The organism is Vibrio sp. YYF0003, assembly GCF_036350715.1.
GTDB lineage: Bacteria > Pseudomonadota > Gammaproteobacteria > Enterobacterales > Vibrionaceae > Vibrio > Vibrio natriegens.
Map to the genome: position 1 here is coordinate 363,817 of NZ_JAZDWA010000004.1, position 19,377 is coordinate 383,193.

General features: G+C 47.3%; 19 protein-coding genes. 11 read left to right on the forward strand and 8 right to left on the reverse strand.

Features of this window, described 5'->3' with window-relative positions; translation table 11 throughout:
- Window positions 1–180: 180 nt before the first annotated feature.
- A complete protein-coding gene (gene fbp / locus V1U08_RS14435; protein ID WP_065298856.1) occupies window positions 181–1,194 on the reverse strand; it encodes a class 1 fructose-bisphosphatase in 1,014 nt (337 codons plus the stop codon).
- Window positions 1,195–1,448: 254 nt separating this feature from the next.
- Here fbp and V1U08_RS14440 point away from each other — a divergent pair, with 254 nt between their 5' ends.
- Window positions 1,449–1,583 (forward strand): hypothetical protein, encoded by a 135-nt coding sequence (locus V1U08_RS14440; protein ID WP_257740688.1) that lies wholly within the window; start codon window positions 1,449–1,451, stop codon window positions 1,581–1,583.
- Window positions 1,584–1,957: 374 nt separating this feature from the next.
- On the opposite strand, the gene V1U08_RS14445 is transcribed toward V1U08_RS14440, so the two are convergent.
- The 6 genes from V1U08_RS14445 to V1U08_RS14470 form a co-directional block, all read right to left on the reverse strand.
- Window positions 1,958–2,725 (reverse strand): IclR family transcriptional regulator domain-containing protein, encoded by a 768-nt coding sequence (locus tag V1U08_RS14445; protein WP_330470869.1) that lies wholly within the window; start codon window positions 2,723–2,725, stop codon window positions 1,958–1,960.
- 144 nt (window positions 2,726–2,869) lie between these two features.
- Window positions 2,870–3,658 (reverse strand): alpha/beta fold hydrolase, encoded by a 789-nt coding sequence (locus tag V1U08_RS14450; protein ID WP_330470870.1) that lies wholly within the window; start codon window positions 3,656–3,658, stop codon window positions 2,870–2,872.
- 13 nt (window positions 3,659–3,671) lie between these two features.
- Window positions 3,672–4,874: a 3-oxoadipyl-CoA thiolase gene (pcaF, locus tag V1U08_RS14455; protein WP_330470871.1), complete on the reverse strand. Its 1,203-nt coding sequence runs from the start codon at window positions 4,872–4,874 to the stop codon at window positions 3,672–3,674.
- An 8-nt stretch (window positions 4,875–4,882) separates the two neighbouring features.
- Complete coding sequence (locus V1U08_RS14460; protein ID WP_065303379.1) at window positions 4,883–5,659, reverse strand: CoA-transferase subunit beta; 777 nt, start codon at window positions 5,657–5,659, stop codon at window positions 4,883–4,885.
- Window positions 5,659–6,474 (reverse strand): CoA transferase subunit A, encoded by an 816-nt coding sequence (locus tag V1U08_RS14465; protein WP_330470872.1) that lies wholly within the window; start codon window positions 6,472–6,474, stop codon window positions 5,659–5,661. The genes V1U08_RS14460 and V1U08_RS14465 overlap by 1 nt, the downstream gene beginning before the upstream one ends.
- Window positions 6,475–6,778: 304 nt before the next feature.
- Window positions 6,779–7,681, reverse strand: coding sequence for a LysR family transcriptional regulator (locus V1U08_RS14470; protein ID WP_065297745.1), 903 nt, complete (start codon window positions 7,679–7,681; stop codon window positions 6,779–6,781).
- A 128-nt stretch (window positions 7,682–7,809) separates the two neighbouring features.
- Here V1U08_RS14470 and V1U08_RS14475 point away from each other — a divergent pair, with 128 nt between their 5' ends.
- The 8 genes from V1U08_RS14475 to V1U08_RS14510 all read left to right on the forward strand — a co-directional run bounded on the left by V1U08_RS14475 (window position 7,810) and on the right by V1U08_RS14510 (window position 15,469).
- Window positions 7,810–8,928 (forward strand): muconate/chloromuconate family cycloisomerase, encoded by a 1,119-nt coding sequence (locus V1U08_RS14475; protein ID WP_065300937.1) that lies wholly within the window; start codon window positions 7,810–7,812, stop codon window positions 8,926–8,928.
- A gap of 18 nt (window positions 8,929–8,946) precedes the next feature.
- Complete coding sequence (gene catC / locus V1U08_RS14480) at window positions 8,947–9,237, forward strand: muconolactone Delta-isomerase (protein ID WP_014233845.1); 291 nt, start codon at window positions 8,947–8,949, stop codon at window positions 9,235–9,237.
- Between the two features lie 60 nt (window positions 9,238–9,297).
- The gene (gene catA / locus V1U08_RS14485; RefSeq protein WP_065303381.1) at window positions 9,298–10,239 is read left to right on the forward strand and encodes a catechol 1,2-dioxygenase; all 942 of its coding nucleotides are present in this window, start codon (window positions 9,298–9,300) and stop codon (window positions 10,237–10,239) included.
- A 100-nt stretch (window positions 10,240–10,339) separates the two neighbouring features.
- Entirely contained in the window at window positions 10,340–11,716 is a 1,377-nt protein-coding gene (locus V1U08_RS14490; RefSeq protein WP_330470873.1) for a Rieske 2Fe-2S domain-containing protein, read from the forward strand.
- Window positions 11,713–12,204, forward strand: a complete 492-nt coding sequence (gene benB / locus V1U08_RS14495) for a benzoate 1,2-dioxygenase small subunit (protein ID WP_065297742.1) — start codon at window positions 11,713–11,715, stop codon at window positions 12,202–12,204. Before V1U08_RS14490 ends, benB begins: the two co-directional genes overlap by 4 nt.
- Before the next feature lie 20 nt (window positions 12,205–12,224).
- Window positions 12,225–13,256, forward strand: coding sequence for a benzoate 1,2-dioxygenase electron transfer component BenC (gene benC / locus V1U08_RS14500; RefSeq protein WP_330470874.1), 1,032 nt, complete (start codon window positions 12,225–12,227; stop codon window positions 13,254–13,256).
- Window positions 13,253–14,032 carry a benzoate diol dehydrogenase BenD gene (gene benD / locus V1U08_RS14505; RefSeq protein WP_020334210.1) on the forward strand — a complete coding sequence of 260 codons (780 nt, stop codon included), beginning with the start codon at window positions 13,253–13,255 and terminating at the stop codon, window positions 14,030–14,032. The genes benC and benD overlap by 4 nt, the downstream gene beginning before the upstream one ends.
- A 114-nt stretch (window positions 14,033–14,146) precedes the next feature.
- Window positions 14,147–15,469, forward strand: a complete 1,323-nt coding sequence (locus V1U08_RS14510) for an MFS transporter (RefSeq protein WP_065303383.1) — start codon at window positions 14,147–14,149, stop codon at window positions 15,467–15,469.
- 210 nt (window positions 15,470–15,679) lie between these two features.
- Here the strand turns inward: V1U08_RS14510 and V1U08_RS14515 are convergent, their stop codons facing one another.
- Window positions 15,680–16,570 (reverse strand): LysR substrate-binding domain-containing protein, encoded by an 891-nt coding sequence (locus V1U08_RS14515; RefSeq protein WP_020334212.1) that lies wholly within the window; start codon window positions 16,568–16,570, stop codon window positions 15,680–15,682.
- 114 nt (window positions 16,571–16,684) lie between these two features.
- Here V1U08_RS14515 and V1U08_RS14520 point away from each other — a divergent pair, with 114 nt between their 5' ends.
- Window positions 16,685–17,914 (forward strand): M20 aminoacylase family protein, encoded by a 1,230-nt coding sequence (locus V1U08_RS14520; protein ID WP_330470875.1) that lies wholly within the window; start codon window positions 16,685–16,687, stop codon window positions 17,912–17,914.
- Between the two features lie 42 nt (window positions 17,915–17,956).
- On the forward strand, window positions 17,957–19,369 hold the full coding sequence (locus V1U08_RS14525) for a YfcC family protein (protein WP_330470876.1): 1,413 nt from the start codon (window positions 17,957–17,959) through the stop codon (window positions 19,367–19,369).
- The last annotated feature ends 8 nt before the right edge of the window (window positions 19,370–19,377 follow it).

The following is a 19,377-nucleotide window of genomic DNA, read 5'->3' on the forward strand; positions in this document are numbered from 1 at the left end:
CTAGACAACGTTACTAATATATCGCGTTAGCAGTTTTAGCGTTTAATAGACATAGTTACCCATCGAGCTATCGATAGCTACCGTACTTCTGTGAAGACTCTCACTCACTGCAATAGATGAAACTGGTTTAGGTTGTCTGCACGACACCGTGTAACTTGAAAGCAGAGTGAACTTCCTTCTTTATTCGCTGTATCTGTTCAAGAAGCGTTGCAGTTCAGAGATCATTTTACAGGAGCCCACGAAGAATGGCGTTCTTTGATGAAGCTCTGTTGGTTCGATATCCAGAATATTCTGCAAGCCATTAACAGCGACTCCTCCAGCTTGTTCCGCTAGAAATGCTAATGGATTACACTCATACAAGAGTCGTAGTTTCCCAGTCGGGTAGTTGGCAAAACTTGGATAAATATATATGCCCCCAATAAGCATATTTCGATGGAAATCTGAAACTAGTGAACCTGTGTATCGTGAGATATATGGCCGCTGGCTTGTTTCATCGATATCCTGACAGTATTTGATGTACTGTTTTACACCATCCGGGAAATAGCGATAGTTACCTTCATTTACCGAATAAATATTGCCGTATTCTGGAATACGGATATTTTCATGCGAAAGACAAAACACTCCCAGAGAAGGGTCAAAGGTAAAGCCGTGAACACCGTTACCTGTGGTGTATACCAACATTGTAGAGGAACCGTAAATAATATAACCGGCAGCAACCTGCTTCGAACCAGGTTGAAGAAAATCTTCTAGTCTAGCCGGGGTCCCTTGTTCTGATATGCGTTCATAGATAGAGAAGATGGTTCCTACGCAGACATTGACGTCGATATTGGATGACCCATCCAGAGGATCCATCAGTACCACGTATTTGCCGTTCTGGTTCATCTCCTTGTTGAAAATAATCACTTCGTTATCTTCTTCACTTCCAACACCACAAACCTGATCACGCGCTTCCAAAGCTGATTTGAACTTCTCGTTGGCATACACATCCATCATTTTCTGTTCTTCGCCCTGAGCATTTGTGTTACCGACCGTCCCCAGAATATCCAGCAAACCAGCTTTATTCAGCTCTCGATTCACAACCTGAGCTGCCAGCTTAATTGAGCCTAGTAAACCGGACAATTCACCACTGGCGCTGGGAAAGTCGTGCTGTTTTTCAATGATAAACTCGTCGAGAGTTTTTATGCGCTTTGCCATGAAGTTCATTCGTCCTTAATCAATTTAGGTTGACATGCTGACAGTATTGGGTGAATTGGTCAACCAATTACTTAAGGTTAGAATAAAAGTTAGGCGGAATTTTAACTCATGGCTTGTTTAATCACGCTATCCAAATGTAAATTTCATCGAATAACCAATGCTTTATACCTATGGCATCTTATCTTGATAGGCGATTTTACTTTAAATTGGAAAACCAATATGGCGATAAACGTCTGAAATAGGGAACGAATGCTTTGAATGAAATTCATGAAGAGGTTTCGTTGAGCAGTGATATGGCAACACAAATTGCGACAGCAGCGGAACAGCAGACACACGTAATAGGTGAGATTACGCAAAACATTACCTCAATTAAAGATGTAGCTGGTTAGCTTGTCATCAATACTCAAGATAGATAGCAAGAGTCAGCCAAGCTGAAACTACAAGTACGATAACTAACGAGTAGGCAACGTTTAAAATTTCGCAATGATAGTCAGTGTTAAAAACGGCGATGCTCAGGGCCTCGCCGTTTTTTAATATAGATATTGTTCCTGATGTGCATGAACAAGCCCGAAACAGAACAATCAGGAATAACTTGGGTTTGATAGTTGAAAAATTTAGACAGCAGTTCTAATCAACTTTTATCCAAAACCAAATTGTGAACATAATCAGCTAAATGTAAGCTGAACTGGTTAAATCGAATACTCATCCTTCAAGAGTAAACGGTCACTCATACTAATTTGGAGCAAATTTACTGGACGCGGGACTATGGCAGGGACATAGAGATGCGCTGAGCAGTATCTTTCAGGACTGGAACAAACTCACTGATCATCCTATCTACCGTGGTCTTACTGGAGTGACAGCTTACATTCAGGGTTAATCGAAGCTTTCCGCTGCGGTTGAATACGGGAACTGCCACGGAACGTAGTCCCAGCTCTAGTTCCTGGTCATTGATGGCATACCCTTGTGCGCGTACCTTGGCAATCTCTGCCTTTAGTTCACTAGGCGATGTCAGCGTGTTTGGTGTCAACTGGATAAGATTGGATTGCGTTAACAGATGATCTAACTCTTCTTCTGGAAGTCCAGAAAGCAGTACTCGTCCCATCGACGTTGCATACGCCGGAAGTCTGGCACCGATCTGTAAGTTAAAAGCCATCAGAGGACGGACGGGGATTCGGGCGATATAAACGATATTTTCTCCTTCAAGTACAGCTGCCGAGCTAGACTCACCAAGCTGTTGAGTGACCAATTCTAATTGGGTCGAGACTGTGCCTCCGACATCCAATGTCGACAGGTAGGAATACCCAAGTTCAAGAACCTTTGCTGTCAGGGAGAATCGATTGCCGTCGGTTTCAACGTAGCCGAGTTTTAGCATGGTCAGTAAGAAGCGTCTTGCTGATGCTCTGGACAGATCGTTTTTTTTGGCGACCTCTGTGAGGGTCATACTCATCGAATTAGGCTCGAATGAACGGATTACATTGAGTCCCTTAGCAAACGTAGTCAGAAAATCTTTATCAGAAGTGCTATGTTCCATCGTAATAGATCCAAAACCGAATAATTGTGCGATTATCGCACTATAGAAAAAGACAATCAATGCCTGTAAAGAAGGAAGAATGGTTGTCGTATCAATGAAAAAATCAGGCCTCGCCATGATCGTGGCGTGCCTGAATATTTCAAATCAACACATGTTCGATAGGAGTATTTTGCTAAACAATGCAGGATTTTCTACCGATGGGACGTGACCGAGCTCATCGAGAATAATAGGTGCATTTGCTTCACTCAGGTCTGCCAGTTGCTGAAGTACCTGAGGAGGAGTCGCGACATCATCAGCGCCTCCAACCAAGACTAATTGCACTGCTTTGTTCAACGATTGCTGACGAAAATCGGTTTTTCCAAGCATTTCACACAGCAGTGCATAACTGCGGTTATCGCACTCTGCGAGTTGATGTTTCCAGACCTCAATCAGGTCTGGTTGTTGTTGACAAGCCAGTTGGCCAAACCAGCGCGGTACTATTTGTTCAGCCATCAAGTCTAGCCCTTTGTCGCGTACATCTATGGAGCGGGCCTGCCAGTTTTCCGGTGTACCAATCACCGCGCCTGTATTGGTTAGCACGGCAGAAATTACTCTCTCACTATGGTTGATCAGCAGTTGCTGTCCAATAACTCCACCAATGGATGTACCCACAAAATGAAAACGCTCTTCTCCGACTTGGTCGGCGAGCGCGAGCACTTCTCCTGCCAAGTCATCAGGCATGATTTCTGTAGCATCTTCTGCCAACGCCTCACTTTTTCCATGACCGGGAAGATCCCAGGTCACAACTTTAAAGTTCTGGATGAGGTAGGGAAGAACTCCGTCCCAGACACTTTGATTCATGCCAAGAGGGTGCGCCAATATCAGCAGCGGATTCCCTTCTTCTCCATGGCTATGGTAGCAGATAGTGCGACCTTGATAGCTCATAAAACCCATGCGATCTCCTTGTTTAAGCTCTTTCGATAAGTGTCGCGATACCTTGTCCAACTCCAACGCACATCGTACATAGGGCATAACGTCCACCTGTTCGTTGTAATTGGTGTGCGGCTGTCATCAGTAAACGGGCACCTGACATACCTAAAGGATGTCCTAATGCAATAGCGCCACCATTGGGATTAACACGAGGATCATCGTCTTCGATTCCTAATTCCCTTAACACCGCGAGCCCTTGCGCTGCAAACGCTTCATTAAGCTCGATAACATCGATATCTTGAATGCTTATTCTGTGTTTCTCCAGCAGTTTTTTCACCGCTGGCACAGGGCCAATACCCATTACTCGAGGCTCCACGCCTGCTGTTGCCATACCCAATATTTTGGCTACTGGCGTTAGGCTATGTTGACTGACCGCGTCCTCACTGGCAACGAGCATGGCCGCTGCACCGTCATTTACACCCGAGGCATTGCCTGCTGTAACACTCCCATCGTTGCGGAATGGGGTTGGCAGGGAGGCGAGCTTTTCCAACGTGCTTGGTCGTGGGTGTTCATCGGTATCGAATATTAACGGTTCCTGGCGTTTGCGCTGAATTTCAATAGGAACGATTTCTTGTGCAAAAATTTGGTCCGCAATAGCTTGTTGCGCTTTTTTCTGTGATCGAAAAGCAAAAAGATCCTGATCTTCACGTGAAACATGATAGGTTTCAGCAACATTTTCCGCTGTCTCTGGCATGGAGTCGACACCGTATAATTGTTTCATTAATGGGTTAACGAAGCGCCAGCCAATCGTTGTGTCTTCAATTTGCTGGGTACGAGTGAACGCGCTGTCGGCTTTACCCATCACATAAGGCGCACGTGACATCGATTCCACACCACCAGCCAGTACCAAATCCATTTCTCCCGCTTTGATAGCCCGGAAAGCCGTTCCGACCGCATCCATCCCTGAGCCACATAAGCGATTAATCGTGGTACCCGGAACGGACGTCGGTAAGCCTGCAAGCAGAGCTGACATACGTGCCACATTTCGATTGTCTTCGCCTGCTTGGTTGGCCGAACCCATGATGACTTCGTCAATTGCTGCAGGATCCATATTGGGTGCTTGTTCTAAGACAGCTTTAAAAATTTGGGCTGCAAGATCATCTGGGCGAACACTTGCAAGGGTACCACCGAAGCGACCGATAGCTGAACGTCGAGGGTTACAAAGGTAAACATTAGTCATAGCGGTACTCACTCTTGGTTGGCATGTTGGCGCTGAGTTCTTTCTTTTAGCTCACGTAATACTTTTAGTTCTAAGCTACTTGGCGCTGGTGTCGTTTCTAGGTTATCGGAAAACTGAATTTCCCAGCCAGTCGCTTCTATGACATCTTCTTGAGTCACTCCAGGGTGCAGAGACACTACTATCAATTCCTTGGTTGCAGGGTCTGGGCGAAGGATACATAAGTCTGTGATGACAACCGTCGGGCCTTTGCCGAGATTAGGGACGTTGTCTCTTGCCTTTCCATCGCGACCGAAGCCTACAGTGGTGATGAAATCAACATCTTTTACAAAGGTACGTTTTGAATGCTTCACTGTGATAAAGACTTCTTTTGCATTGGTGGCAATTTCTGGGGCACCACCACCGCCTGGTAAACGCACTTTTGGTTCGCGGTAATCACCAACCAGAGTCGTATTCAGGTTTGCAAAACGATCGATTTGTGCCGTACCTAAAAATCCTACGCTGACATGACCACCTTGTAACCAATAACGAAACATTTCAGGAACAGATACGGTGCTCAATGCCGAGTGACACAATTCACCGTCACCTATCGACAATGGCAAAACGTTTGGCTTGGTCTGCAACGTACCTGATTCATAAATAAGGGTAATATTCGGCGCATGAGTCAGTCGGGCAAGATTCGCGGCTTCACTTGGCAGGCCGATGCCGACAAAACAAGTCATGTTATCCGTTAGTGCACGAGCTGCGGTGATGCTCATCATCTCTGAAGACGTGTATTCAAAACTCATTATGCTTCTCCCTGTTCGAAAATGTTTTCCTGCACCCAAGCTTGGAAGCTTGCTCGATCGCGTGATATGCCATCCCATTGTTTGTAGAAACTATTGTCGCGTTCATAGTAGCCCAAGGCATAGGAAGGCTTCGCACCTAAAGGAACGTGTGAAATAGCCGTGATTGCCCAAGAGGGAAGAACGCAAGCGTTCACTGACGCATCAAGCTCATCAACAATTTCTTCGACCGTGACGATACTTCGTTTAGCAGCCAGTGCCGCTTCTTTTTGCACACCGAGTATGCCTTCGATCAGTACATTGCCTTTTTTATCGGCTTTTTGAGCGTGAATGACCGTCACGTCAGGTCTAATCGAAGGCACGGCAGCCAACTGTTCGTTGCTAAAAGGGCAGGTAATGAATTTGATCTGTTCATTAACTTTTGGCAGATCACTGCCGACATATCCACGTAGAACTGCGAGGGGCAATCCAGCTGCACCAGCTTCATAAGCGCATGCCATTGCCGCATGGCTATGCTCAAAGAGTTCCAATTGATGTGGCCAGCCTTTTTCTACAGCGTCTCGTAGTCGGTGCAAAGATCCTACTCCAGGGTTTCCTCCCCAAGAAAAGATCAACTTTTTCACACATCCTGCGCCAATTAACTGGTCATAGACCAAATCAGGCGTCATACGAATTAACGTTAAATCCCTTTTTTCCTGACGGATGATTTCATGCCCAGCTGCGAACGGGATGAGGTGGGTAAAACCTTCCATCGCGACAGTGTCGCCGTGGAAAATATGCTTGCTTATCGCTTCTTTGAGAGAAAGGAACTCAGCCATAACAATGTCTCCTTACTGATTATGTGTTTCACGCTGTTGTGCGATATACGCACTAATATTCACTATTCGTACGTAATGTTTGCTCAAAATATCAGCCGTCGTCAAGCGAAAAGAATAAAAAAGTTCGAATATAGTTTATCTTGTGCGTATATCGAACTTTTGGTGAGTGAATTCACCCAGAAAACTAGGGGTATAGAGTGGTTTCAAAACAGAAGTATTTGTGAGGTGAAGTGTGTAGAAAGTGGCATTTAAGCCACATAAACGTTTGATGAATCGGGCAAAAGGTACCTAACCCATTTAAGGGTTAGGAGTATCGGCCCGTTCTGCGGTTTTCAACTAGCTCTTCCAAGATTGTGTTCACTAGTCGCATTACCGCGTTGATGTTTTCTCCTCGTCGGCGAGAGGCGATGACTTGTGTTTTGATACTGGTATCTTGGAGCCGGACGTACTCAATACCTTCTCGGTTTAGTTTACGTACCTGTTCCGGAACCAATGTAAATCCCATCTCAGAAGCAACCAAGGAAAGTGCGGTTTGTAAGTCATTGACTTGTTGGCTGACATTGCTTCTTAAACCACGGTTATAAAATAGTCCCTGAGTAAAATGAGCAAATTGTGCGCCGGGACCAGTGGGGAACGTGATCATTGGAATTTTGGCCAATTCTTGTAAGGAAGGGTTACTTTTCCCTAACTCATGACCACTAGGAATTGCAGCTATTAACGGTTCTTCAAACAGCAGTTCCTGTTCGATTTCAGGGTCATCGATATGGACTCGGCCGAAGCCGATATCAATTTTTCCTGTTTTCAACGCTTCAATTTGGTCACGAGTTGTTAATTCATGTAACACGATTTCTAAATTTTTGTTTTTCCTTAGCCGTCTTACCATCAGTGGTAGCTGGCCGTAAAACACCGAAGGAACAAAGCCGATAGAAAATAATGTTTTGCGTTTTTTTGTTATCTGCTGCGTTCCTTCAATCGTCACCATCACTTTGTCGAGAATTTGTTTTGCATGAACTAAAAAGTACGCGCCGCCATCCGTCAACTCCAACCCCCGGGGCTTACGAATAAACAACTGAACACCAACTATTTCCTCAAGTTGCTTTATCTGCCTAGTTAGCGGCGGCTGGGCAATACATAGCTTTTCTGCGGCTCTGGTGAGATTACCTTCCTCAGCGACAGCGACAAAGTATCGCAGGTGTCTTAACTCCATCATACCTCCTGGGTATTGCTCACTACTTATTTGATATTTGTATCAGCCCACTATTACACATAACCTTCATCAAACAAACGATTCACATCTCATTTACATATTGTTTAACAAAGTTACTTGGAGCCTATATGTCAGCAACCATTCATTCTATTGAGGCGAGTCTGATTGATATCCCAACAATACGTCCGCACAAGCTTTCAGTTACAACCATGGGCGTACAAACGATGGTGATTGTGCGGATTAAAGATTCTGACGGATTCGAGGGGATCGGCGAAGCGACTACCATTGGCGGCTTAGCTTATGGCCCTGAAAGCCCTGAGAGTGTCAAACTGACCATTGATACTTACTTTGCACCTCACCTCATTGGGCAGCCGTCTCACAACATCAATACCTTAAAGGTAAGGCTCAATTCTGCCATCCGGGGTAACAACCTTGCGAAGTCGGCGATAGAAACCGCTTTGTTGGATTTACAAGGGAAGCGCTTAAATCTCTCGGTATCTGAATTACTTGGCGGGGCAGTCCATCAACATCTCCCAGTTCTGTGGACGTTAGCCAGTGGTAATACCAACCAAGATATCGATGAAGCACTGAGTTTAATAGACGCTCAGCGCCATTGTGATTTCAAACTCAAAATTGGTTCTGGAGCATTAAAAGATGACGTTAACCACGTCATTGCTATTAAACAGGCCGTGGGCGATTCGGCGAGTATTCGTGTCGATGTCAATCAGGCTTGGGATGAATCCAGCGCAGCTATTGCTATGGCGAAATTCACTGAAGCGGGTGTTGATTTGGTCGAACAGCCAACACCAATGAAAGACTTTGATGCTTTGGTTCGCTTGTCTCAGAAATTTTCCCTACCGATTCTAGCCGATGAATCAGTCGCAGACGCTAAGGATATGTATCACCTAGCGAAAGGCGGATTCGCAGGTGCAGTTGCTTTAAAAATCGCGAAAGCCGGTGGCCCAATCCAAGCCCTACAACAAGCACATGTTGCTCAAGCTGCAGGCATCGGATTATACGGTGGCACACTTCTAGAAGGCACGATTGGCACAGCTGCTTCCTTGCACGCTTGGTCAACACTAGAAACCTTGCATTGGGGAACGGAGATGTTTGGCCCGTTACTGATGAAGGATGACATCGTGACGAATCCACTCAACTTCCATCATAACGGCGTCGATTTACCGACAGGCCCGGGCCTCGGTATCGAGATTGACGAAGATAAATTTGCCTATTACCGCCGAAGCTAATTTTACGGAGAACCCCTCATGTTATTCAAAGTAGAAATGATCGTGAAAATTCCACACTCGCTGCCGGAAGATACGGTCGCTGAAATCAAAGCAAAAGAGAAGGCTTACGCACAACAACTTCAGCAATCTGGCAAGTGGCGACACTTGTGGCGCGTGGCAGGCAGCTACGCCAACGTCAGCATTTTTGACGTAAAAGATAACGCTGAACTGCAGGACCTAATAAGCCAGTTACCACTGTTCCCCTACATGGATATCAGTGTTTCCCCGTTATGCCGTCACCCTTCGTCGATTCACGAAGATGACCGATAAGTTAATCAAGTAATGTTAACTCACTGAAGAAAAAAGAAAATAAAGCAAGGAGAAGCAATCATGAACGTTAAGACTATGCACACACCGGAAGTCCAGGAGCTACTAGAAAAAGTGGCGGGTTTCAATAACTCTGACGGTAATGAAAGGGTTAAAACCATCCTGCATCGCCTAATGCACGATGTTTACCAGATTATAGAAGATCTGGATATTACACCGGATGAATTATGGTCAGCGGTGTATTACATCAACCAACTTGGTGCGAATGGCGAGGCAGCTTTGTTAGCTCCGGGTCTTGGTATCGACAAGTACTTAGATATTCGTTTGGACGAGGCAGATAAGCAAGCTGGTCTCTACGGCGGAACACCAAGAACGATTGAAGGCCCGCTATATGTAGCAGGTGCGCCGAAGAGTGAAGGCTTTGCTCGCATGGATGATGGCACCGACACAGAATCAGAAGTGATGCTACTGACCGGACAGGTTACGGATCAAGAAGGCAACCCGATTTGCAATGCAGTAGTAGATATTTGGCATGCAAACAGTATGGGAGCGTACTCTTACTTTGATCAATCCCAAAGTGACTACAATCTGCGCCGCCGAATCGAGACGGATGAAAACGGCCGCTACACCGCTCGCTCAATTATTCCGGCAGGTTACGGTTGCCCTCCTGAAGGCTCAACTCAGCAACTGCTTAACCAGTTAGGACGTCATGGTAACCGACCTGCACATATTCATTTCTTTATTTCTAAGCCGGGTTACAAGCACCTAACGACTCAGATCAACCTCGCTGGCGATGAATACACATATGATGATTTCGCTTTTGCAACCCTGGAAGAGTTGGTTGTTGAAGCGCAACGCATCGAAGATCCAGCTAAGGCTGACGCACTAGGCTTGGAAGGTCCATTCACTCAGGTTGAATTTGATATCCAGCTGGTCAGTACAGAAAAGTCAGAGCTTCAAGTTCGCCACTCCCGCCTTCGCGCTCTTGAGGGTCAACAGGCTTAACAAATTTCCCCTACTTATTGCCCTGTGCTAACCACCTCTATGTGGAGGTGGTTACAGCACCCCTGTACCTGAAACCAAGGATGCAAAAGGAATAAATATAATGAATAGCAAACTTAAGCAACTAGCAGACAACGTACGAAACGCCGTTGTTGCCGATCCAGACACCGGACGTTACCAGTGTGACCGTGGCATTTTTACCGACCGCGAACTGTTTGATCTGGAGATGAAGTACATCTTTGAAGGTAACTGGGTTTATCTTGCTCACGAAAGCCAAATTCCAAATCCAGGTGACTACTACTCTGTCACTGTCGGCAGGCAGCCAGTTATCATCACTCGCACCAAAGACGGTGAATTAAAAGCCATCCTAAACACCTGTTCCCACCGTGGTGCCACTCTGTGCCGTAAGAAGCGCGGTAACAAGGCTTCTTTTACTTGTCCGTTTCACGGCTGGACTTTCCGCAACGATGGAAAACTTCTCAAGGCCAAAGACCAGAAAAAGGGTGGTTATCCGGAGCAGTTCAATACTGACGGTTCCCACGATTTGAAGCAGATGGCGAAATTCGGCAACTATCGTGGATTTCTATTCGGTAGTTTGAGCGCCGATGTCCTTCCGTTAGAAGAGCACCTGGGTGAAACGACCAAAATCATCGATAACATTGTTGATCAGGCAGAAGATGGGTTGGAAATACTGCGCGGCAGTTCAACTTACACCTACGAAGGTAACTGGAAGTTAACGGCAGAGAATGGCGCTGATGGCTACCACGTGAGTTCAGTGCACTGGAACTACTTATCTACCATGGGCCAGAGAAACTATGAAAAAGGCGGCACTGAGGCAGTAGATGCAAAAAGCTGGTCAGCTGAAGGCGGTTTCTACTCATTTGAACACGGCCATATGATGCTTTGGACCCGCTTATTGAACCCTGAAGTTCGTCCGGTTTTCGGCCAGCTAGCGCGATTGGAAAAGACCTTTGGTGAGGCAAGAGCTGATTCTATCGTCCGCACTACCAAAAACCTCTGTCTATATCCGAATGTTTACCTGATGGATCAGTTCTCTACCCAAATCCGGGTGAGTCGTCCTATTGATGTGAACAAAACTGAAGTCACTATTTATGCCTTCGCACCAAAGAATGAACCAGCAGAATTACGTGCCAAGCGTATCCGCCAGTACGAAGATTTCTTCAATGTATCTGGCATGGGTACGCCTGACGATCTGGAAGAATTCCGCGCATGTCAGGACGGATATGAGGCAAGAGGTGCACGTTGGAATGACATGAGCCGTGGCGCCTCTCATTGGATGAATGGGCCTGATGACCATGCTAACCAGTTAGATATGAAGCCTTTAATGAGCGGGACTAAGCCGGAAGATGAAGGCTTGTATGTTAATCACCACCGCCACTGGCAGGACGAAATGCTAAGGGCAATTGAAGCTGAATCTAACCAAATCATTCCGGTACTTAACAAGGAGGCTGACGCATGAGTTTTAATTACCAAGATATAGAACAGTTTATCAACCGTGAAGCTCGCTACCTTGATGATAAAGAGTGGGATAACTGGCTAGAGTGTTATCACAAAGATGTGACTTACTGGATGCCAGCATGGGATGACGACGATCAGTTGACTGAGGATCCTCAGACCGAAATATCACTGATTTACTACCCGAACCGAGATGGCTTAGAAGACCGAGTCTACCGATTGAAGACGGAACGTTCCGGTGCAAGCTCATTGCCAGAACCACGCACTAAACACTTCATCAGCGGGTTGGAGATCTTGTCACATGAAGGGAATGAGTTGCAGCTGCGTTTCAACTGGCTGACTAAGTCTTATCGCTATAAGAAGACACAGGAATACTACGGTACTTCTTTTTACACCTTAGATATCAGCACCGATACCCCTCTGATCACATTCAAAAAAATCGTGCTGACTAACGACTGCATCAATCAGGCAGTTGATGTTTACCACTTGTAATGGATTGCGGGAGTATCAATATGACTTATAACATTGCACTCAATTTCGAAGATGGCGTCACCCGTGTCATTAACTGTAACGACGGCGAGACGGTTCTCGATGCGGCATACCGCGCACAATTGAACTTACCTATGGACTGTTCAGACGGAGTTTGCGGTACGTGTAAGGGCACTTGCCGTCAAGGACAATACGATTTAGGCGAAGAGTATATCGACGAAGCGCTAACGGATGAAGAAGCTGAAAAAGGGCTTATCCTAACCTGTCAAATGGTGCCGTCCAGTGATTGTGTCGTCGAAATTCCAGCGGTTTCTTCAATGTGTAGCAAGGCTGCAAACAGCACAGTTGCGGGAACCGTCGGTGTGGTCAATCTTATTTCGCCGACTGCCATCGAGCTAAAAATAACCGCTCAAAGTGATATCGGCTTCCTTCCTGGGCAATACGTGAATATACAGGTCCCGGGCAGTAATGAAACCAGAGCCTATTCATTCAGCTCACTGCCTGGAAGTCGGGAATTGAGTTTCTTGATCCGAAATGTCCCGGGCGGTCTGATGAGCTCTTGGTTGGTCGGCAAAGCCAAGTCCAACGATACAGTCACGTTAACTGGTCCAATGGGCGTGTTCTATTTACGTCCGGTTGAGCGTCCCGTTGTTATGCTCGCTGGTGGTACGGGATTAGCTCCATTCCTTTCTATGCTGGAATATCTAAAGGAGAAAGGGTGCGACCAACCGGTACATCTGATCTACGGCGTCACAAACGACGACGATCTGGTATGCGTATCTGTCTTGGAATCCTTTGCCGCCAGTATCCCTAACTTCAGTTTTAAAACGGTTGTCGCGAGTGAAGAAAGCGATCACCCGCGCAAAGGATACGTGACCAATCACATGGAAGACGCGCCTTTCAATGATGGTGATGTTGACGTCTACCTTTGCGGGCCACCACCAATGGTGAATGCGGTATTAGGACACTTCGAATCTCAGGGAATCAAACCGAATTCTTTCCATTACGAGAAATTCACTGCGAGCGTCACTCCCGCTTCTGAGGAGGCTGCATGAGTGCCCGTTTTATTAATAAGGTCATGATTGTCACCGGGGCTGCGCAAGGTATTGGTAAACGCGTAGCCGAACTGGCCGCGAGCGAAGGTGCAACGCTGGTTCTGGTCGATATCGCCGACTATGTGCATGGCGTGGCTTCGCAGCTGCAAGAGCAAGGAACGGAAGTACTGGCGCTTCAAGCTGATTTGGAAACATGGCAAGGCGCACAATCTGTTATGGAGAAAGCCTACGCGCAATATGGTCGTATCGATATTCTCATCAACAATGTGGGCGGAACCATTTGGGCTCAGCCATTCGAATATTACCAACCAGAGCAAATCGAAAAGGAAGTGCAGCGGTCACTGTTTCCTACGCTTTGGTGTTGCCGGGCTGTGATTCCTTACATGTTGGAGCAAAAGGGTGGGGCTATCGTCAATGTCTCATCCGTCGCTACCCGAGGATTGATGCGTGTTCCCTATGGCGCTTCTAAGGGAGGCGTCAATGCTCTGACAGTGAATATGGCATTCGAATATGCCGAGCGCGGGATCCGAATAAACGCCACAGCACCCGGAGGCACAGAAGCGCCAGCAAGGTTAACTCCACGCAACCGTGAACCCCAGCAGGAAAGGGAAAAAGGGTGGTATCAAACCCTTATAGACCAGACGAATGACACCAGCTTTATGCATCGCTATGGAACGCTTGATGAGCAGGCTGAACCAATCCTGTTTTTGGCTTCTGATGCAGCCGGTTACATCACTGGAACAGTGCTTCCTGTGGCAGGAGGAGATTTAGGTTAGTAAAGAAAAGGAACAGGTTTTAATAACGTAAAAACACAAAATAAAGAACATGCAAGGAGAGCACAATGAACAACGAATTCCAGCATCTTACCAACTCAAAAGGGGTAGCTGCGTATGAGTAACATTAATGTAAATGAAGCTGTCGACAACGCGAAATTTAACCAATTCCATTGGAAAGTACTCTTTTGGTGTACTTTGATTATCATTTTTGACGGCTATGACCTTGTTATTTATGGCGTTGTTTTGCCTAAATTAATGAGTCAGTGGAACCTCGACCCTTATGTTGCAGGCATGCTGGGAAGCGCCGCATTATTTGGTATGATGTTCGGCGCAATGGGTTTCGGCATGTTATCGGACAAGCTTGGCAGAAAAAAGACCATACTGATGTGTGTGGTACTGTTTAGTGCCGTTAGCGCGATTAATGGCTTAGCTAGCACACCATGGCAGTTCGGTATTCTGCGTTTTATTGCTGGCTTGGGTATAGGTGGCGTGATGCCTAACGTCGTTTCACTCATGACAGAATACTCGCCGAAAAAAAGCCGAAGTACATTAGTGGCGTTGATGTTTTCTGGTTATGCTGTCGGCGGGATGATGTCAGCAGGGTTGGGGATTTGGATTGTACCTCGCTTCGGCTGGGAAATTATGTTCTTCCTTGCAGCGGTCCCTCTAGCACTGCTTCCGCTGATGATTAAATATTTACCGGAATCGCTGACATTCCTAATTACGCAGAATCGTGAGCAAGAAGCCCGAGAGCTACTCGCTAAGGTAGAGCCTAGCTGCGATATTAATCAGGACTCAGTACTCGTTGTCTCATCAGCTGCAAAAGCACAAGCTCCGGTATTAGAACTATTTCGTGACGGACGAATGTTTAGCACCCTGATGTTTTGGACGGCATTTTTCTGTTGTTTACTGATGGTTTACGCACTAGGTTCTTGGCTGCCAAAACTTATGTCCGTGGCTGGCTATGGATTAAGTTCAAGCCTGATGTTCTTAATGATCCTCAATGTTGGTGCGATTATCGGGGCTGTCGGTGGTGGATGGCTTGCGGATAGGTTCTCTTTACGTTCTGTACTGGTATGTTTCTTTATTCTTGGCTCTATTTCGCTGGTAATGCTTGGCTACAACAACCCAACTTGGGTGCTTTATACTCTCGTAGGTATCGCTGGAGCTGCAACCATCGGTTCTCAGATTTTGTTGTATGCGTATGTCGCTCAATACTACCCAACAAACATCCGCTCTACAGGCTTAGGTTGGGCATCTGGAGTTGGTCGTAATGGTGCTATTTTTGGTCCTATGGTGGGTGGCACACTTTTAGCTATGGCTCTTCCTCACCAAGTGAACTTCCTAGTTCTTGCTGTTCCTGGGATCATCGCTACTATTTCTATGATTTTAGTTGACCGTAACTTTAGTAGTAAGCCACTTTCCGTAGAGGCTTAATTAGAAATACATTAACCCGGCACGCATGTGCCGGGATTTTTAGTTGGATAATGGTGATTATCCACTTGGAATTCAGTTCAGTGGAGCTACCTGAATCAGATACTGACGTGATAGTACGGAGCGGCGATATACACTTAGGGACTCAGTCTATAAATTGGACTTCCAATTTAATATGTCCTTTAGAATAAATGACATTCAAATCTTCAGTGCCTACTGGCTAATATGACGCCGGAACAAGTTGGCAAGTTTCTGTGCCCCCGGACTCAGGGGTGTCCCCTTGAGCTTGAGCAAGCCCAAAGCATGTGACGGAAAGGTAGGCAATCCGTCAAAACCCGCTAAACCACAACCGGAGAGGGGGTCGGTAAAGAAGATACGGGGACCAAAACCCACCAGATCTGTGCGGCGGATAAGTTCAGTCATCAGGAAAGGAGAGTCACAGTGGACAATACGCTGTGATAAAGGCACACCTGCAGATTCAAGCCAGCTCACTAACTGCTGGGCCGAGCTGCCTGTTGCGAGGCTGAGTACCCACCGGGCAGATAACATCTGCGACCAGTCAGAGGCTCCTAGTAGAGGGTGCCCCTCCCGCGCCACAGGTTCAGATAAAATTTGGGTCAAGGGTTCGAAGACGATCTCGTATGGTAACTGCTCCGGCTCGGCGACGGCAATGGCAAAGTCAAGGTCGCCTTCCATCAAGCCGGGTAGCACTGTAGGCAGCATACCCTCGACAAATCTAAGGCTGACATCGGGTAACTCTTTCTCAAACTCATTCAGCACCGTTGCCAGTGCGGTAGTGGCAACGGAAGAGGTCACAGCTACGTTTACCCGCATTCCAATCCCGCCCTGTAACCAGCGTATCTCATCTCGTGCTTTATCTAGGGTTGATATCGCTAGGCGCGCCCGAGTCAATAAGGTTTTTCCCGCTGGGGTGAAGTCGACACCGCGATAACTGCGAATCAGCAACTGTGCACCCAGATCTGCTTCTAATTCACGTAAGGCCTTAGTTAGCGCGCTCTGGCTGAGATGAAGCGCTTTTGCAGCTGCGCGAATCGAGCCCTCTTCAGCGACTTTCAATAAAGCTTTGAGTTGATGATCTTTCATTTTATGTGAACACCATAGGTTGTCACCAGGCAAAATTTTCTGCCTTTTTACTATCACTATAGACGGATACTATTACGCCATGATCATGAAAGTCTATATTTACAGGTGGTTATTATGATAATTCACTCAAAGATTACACCAGATAATGAGCAGATGAGGGATTGGCGCCGCCAAATTCATCAGTATCCGGAGCTAGGGTTTGAAGAGTTCGCAACCAGTCAGCTGGTGGCTGAGCTGCTTAAGGACTGGGGTTATGAGGTCCATACCCGTATAGCGGGTACTGGAGTCGTTGGTGTATTGCGCTGGGGAGAGGAGCCTGAACTAAGCTTGGGACTGCGTGCCGACATGGATGCGCTGCCTATTCAGGAAGCCACCGGACTGCCTTGGGCCAGCCAAGTCGCGGGCAAAATGCATGCTTGCGGTCATGATGGCCACACCGCCATCTTGTTGGGGGTTGCCGAGACGATCGCACGCTTACACCGTACCAAGCAGTTGCCTGGCAGTGGCACCCTCCATTTAATCTTCCAACCTGCTGAGGAGATGGGGTTTAATGGTGGGGCTGAGCGAATGATAGAGGACGGCCTGTTCGAACGTTTCCCCTGTGATGGACTCTTTGCACTGCACAACTTCCCTGGTATCCCCACGGGCAAACTCTGTTTTCGTGAAGGAGCCTTTATGGCTTCATCAGACACGGCTAAATTGACCTTTACCGGAAAAGGGGGCCACGCTGCTCTGCCGCATCTAGCGCAGGATCCAACCTTGCCAGCTGCAGCTACGCTTTTGGCGCTTCAGAGTATTGTTGGGCGCAATGTAGATCCCAATCAGATGGCGCTGATTAGTGTGGGTCGAATTCAAGCCGGGACCTCGGCCAATGTAATTCCCAACACGGCTGAGCTGGAGCTCAGTATCCGTACCTTGGCCCATGAGGTTCGCGATGCCCTCGAACGCCGAATTCATACTCTAGCCCAGTCACAGGCTGAAGCCTTCGATTGCCAATGTGAGGTTGAATATGACCGTGGCTACCCTGTGTTGAAAAATGATCCAGAGATGACCCGGTTGGCCATCGATACAGCCAGGAAGTTATTCGGTGACGACTGCGTCGATGCATCCATACAACCCCTAACCGGTAGCGAGGACTGCGCCTATCTACTGGAGCGGGTGCCCGGTTGTTATTTCCTGGTCGGTAACGGCGACAACGGTCACAACGCCGGCGTCAGGACGGGACCATGCTGCGTGCACAATCCGCATTATGATTTCAACGACGACTGCATGCCAGCCGCGGCCAATTTCTTGGTCGGCCTTGTATCTCGCTATTTTAGCGAAAGCCCCCACGCTGAAGCGTAAATTAATAATATGAAGATTATACCCGACAATCAGGAGGTCACCATGAATCCAAAATCACCCCAGCCGCTGCACGGTGGATACGTAAAAAAACGCCGTTGGTTCAGCGAATTTCCTGACCCCATGGTGCTTATCTTTCTTGTGTTGGTCGGCGTGTACCTACTGACTTTTATCATTCCGGCGGGTCAATTCACACGGGAGCTAGTGGATGGCTACAACCGTGTAGTTCCCGGTTCTTTTGAGTATTTGGAGGGTGTTGCAACGCTGAGTTTTTTCCAATTGTTCCTGGCTATTCCTCAAGGGATGATTAATGCAGCCCAGTTTCTGTTCATCGTGTTTATCGCTGGCGGTATGTTCCATGTTCTCAAGGGTACCGGTGCACTGGAAAATATGATTGGTGTTATCGCCAATAATCTGGGGGCAAACGACAGTATCAAAAGCCGTAACTTAATTCTCACACTGGGAACCTTCATTTACGGTTTTTTCGGTGTTGCGGTAGGCGGTGAAAATAATATCGCTCTTGTACCTATAGGGGCGCTGATTGCTTCCGCCATTGGCTGTTCACGATTGGTTGGGGTCACCATGGCAGTTGGTGGCATCGGAGTGGGATTTGCCCTGTCGCCAATCAGTCCTTATACCGTGGGTGTAGCCCAGAGCATAGGTGAATTGCCGCTTTTCTCAGGCTGGGAGCTACGTATGCTGATGGTCGTGACCTGTCTGGCAATCCTATCGGCCTATATTTGTTTCCGTGTGGTCAAGATGGAGTTCGATGATGATCAACCGGTAGAAATGAGCAAGGCACTGCATGAGTACCGAATATCACGTCAGGATGTGATCATTCTGGTAATTTTCTTGGCCGGGCTGGCGATCATGCTAACCGGGGTATTCTCGCTTGGCTGGTATATTAAGGAAATCACTGCAATTTTCTTGATGATGGCGATTGTCATCGGTCTCGCTTCAGGCCTGAACGCCAATCAACTGGTCCGTCAAATGATGGATGGTGCGGCATCTGTGACCTCGGGAGCACTAGTGATTGGCCTAGCGGCCTCGATACAGGTCATTCTTAACGATGCTTACATTGTCGATACTATCGTAAGCTCCCTGAGTTCTATTCTTGAAGGGACACCTGTGGCCCTGGCTGCCGTTATGACCAGCGTCATTCAGGGAGTGATCAACCTATTCATTCCTAGCGGCTCGGCCCAAGCACTGGTTACTATGCCGATCCTTATTCCGGTGGCTGATTTGATCGGCATGAGTCGCCAGTTGATGGTCACCGCGTTCCAAATTGGCGACGGCCTGACCAATCTGTTTATCCCTACGGCTGGCGGTATCTTGGCCATGTTGGCTCTGGGGCGTGTATCCTACGCTCGCTGGCTACCTGTCATTCTGCCGATCATAGTTCCCATGTACGTCATATGCTGGATCATGATGGTGGCCGCCTCCTATATGGGCTATTGATCGAATAA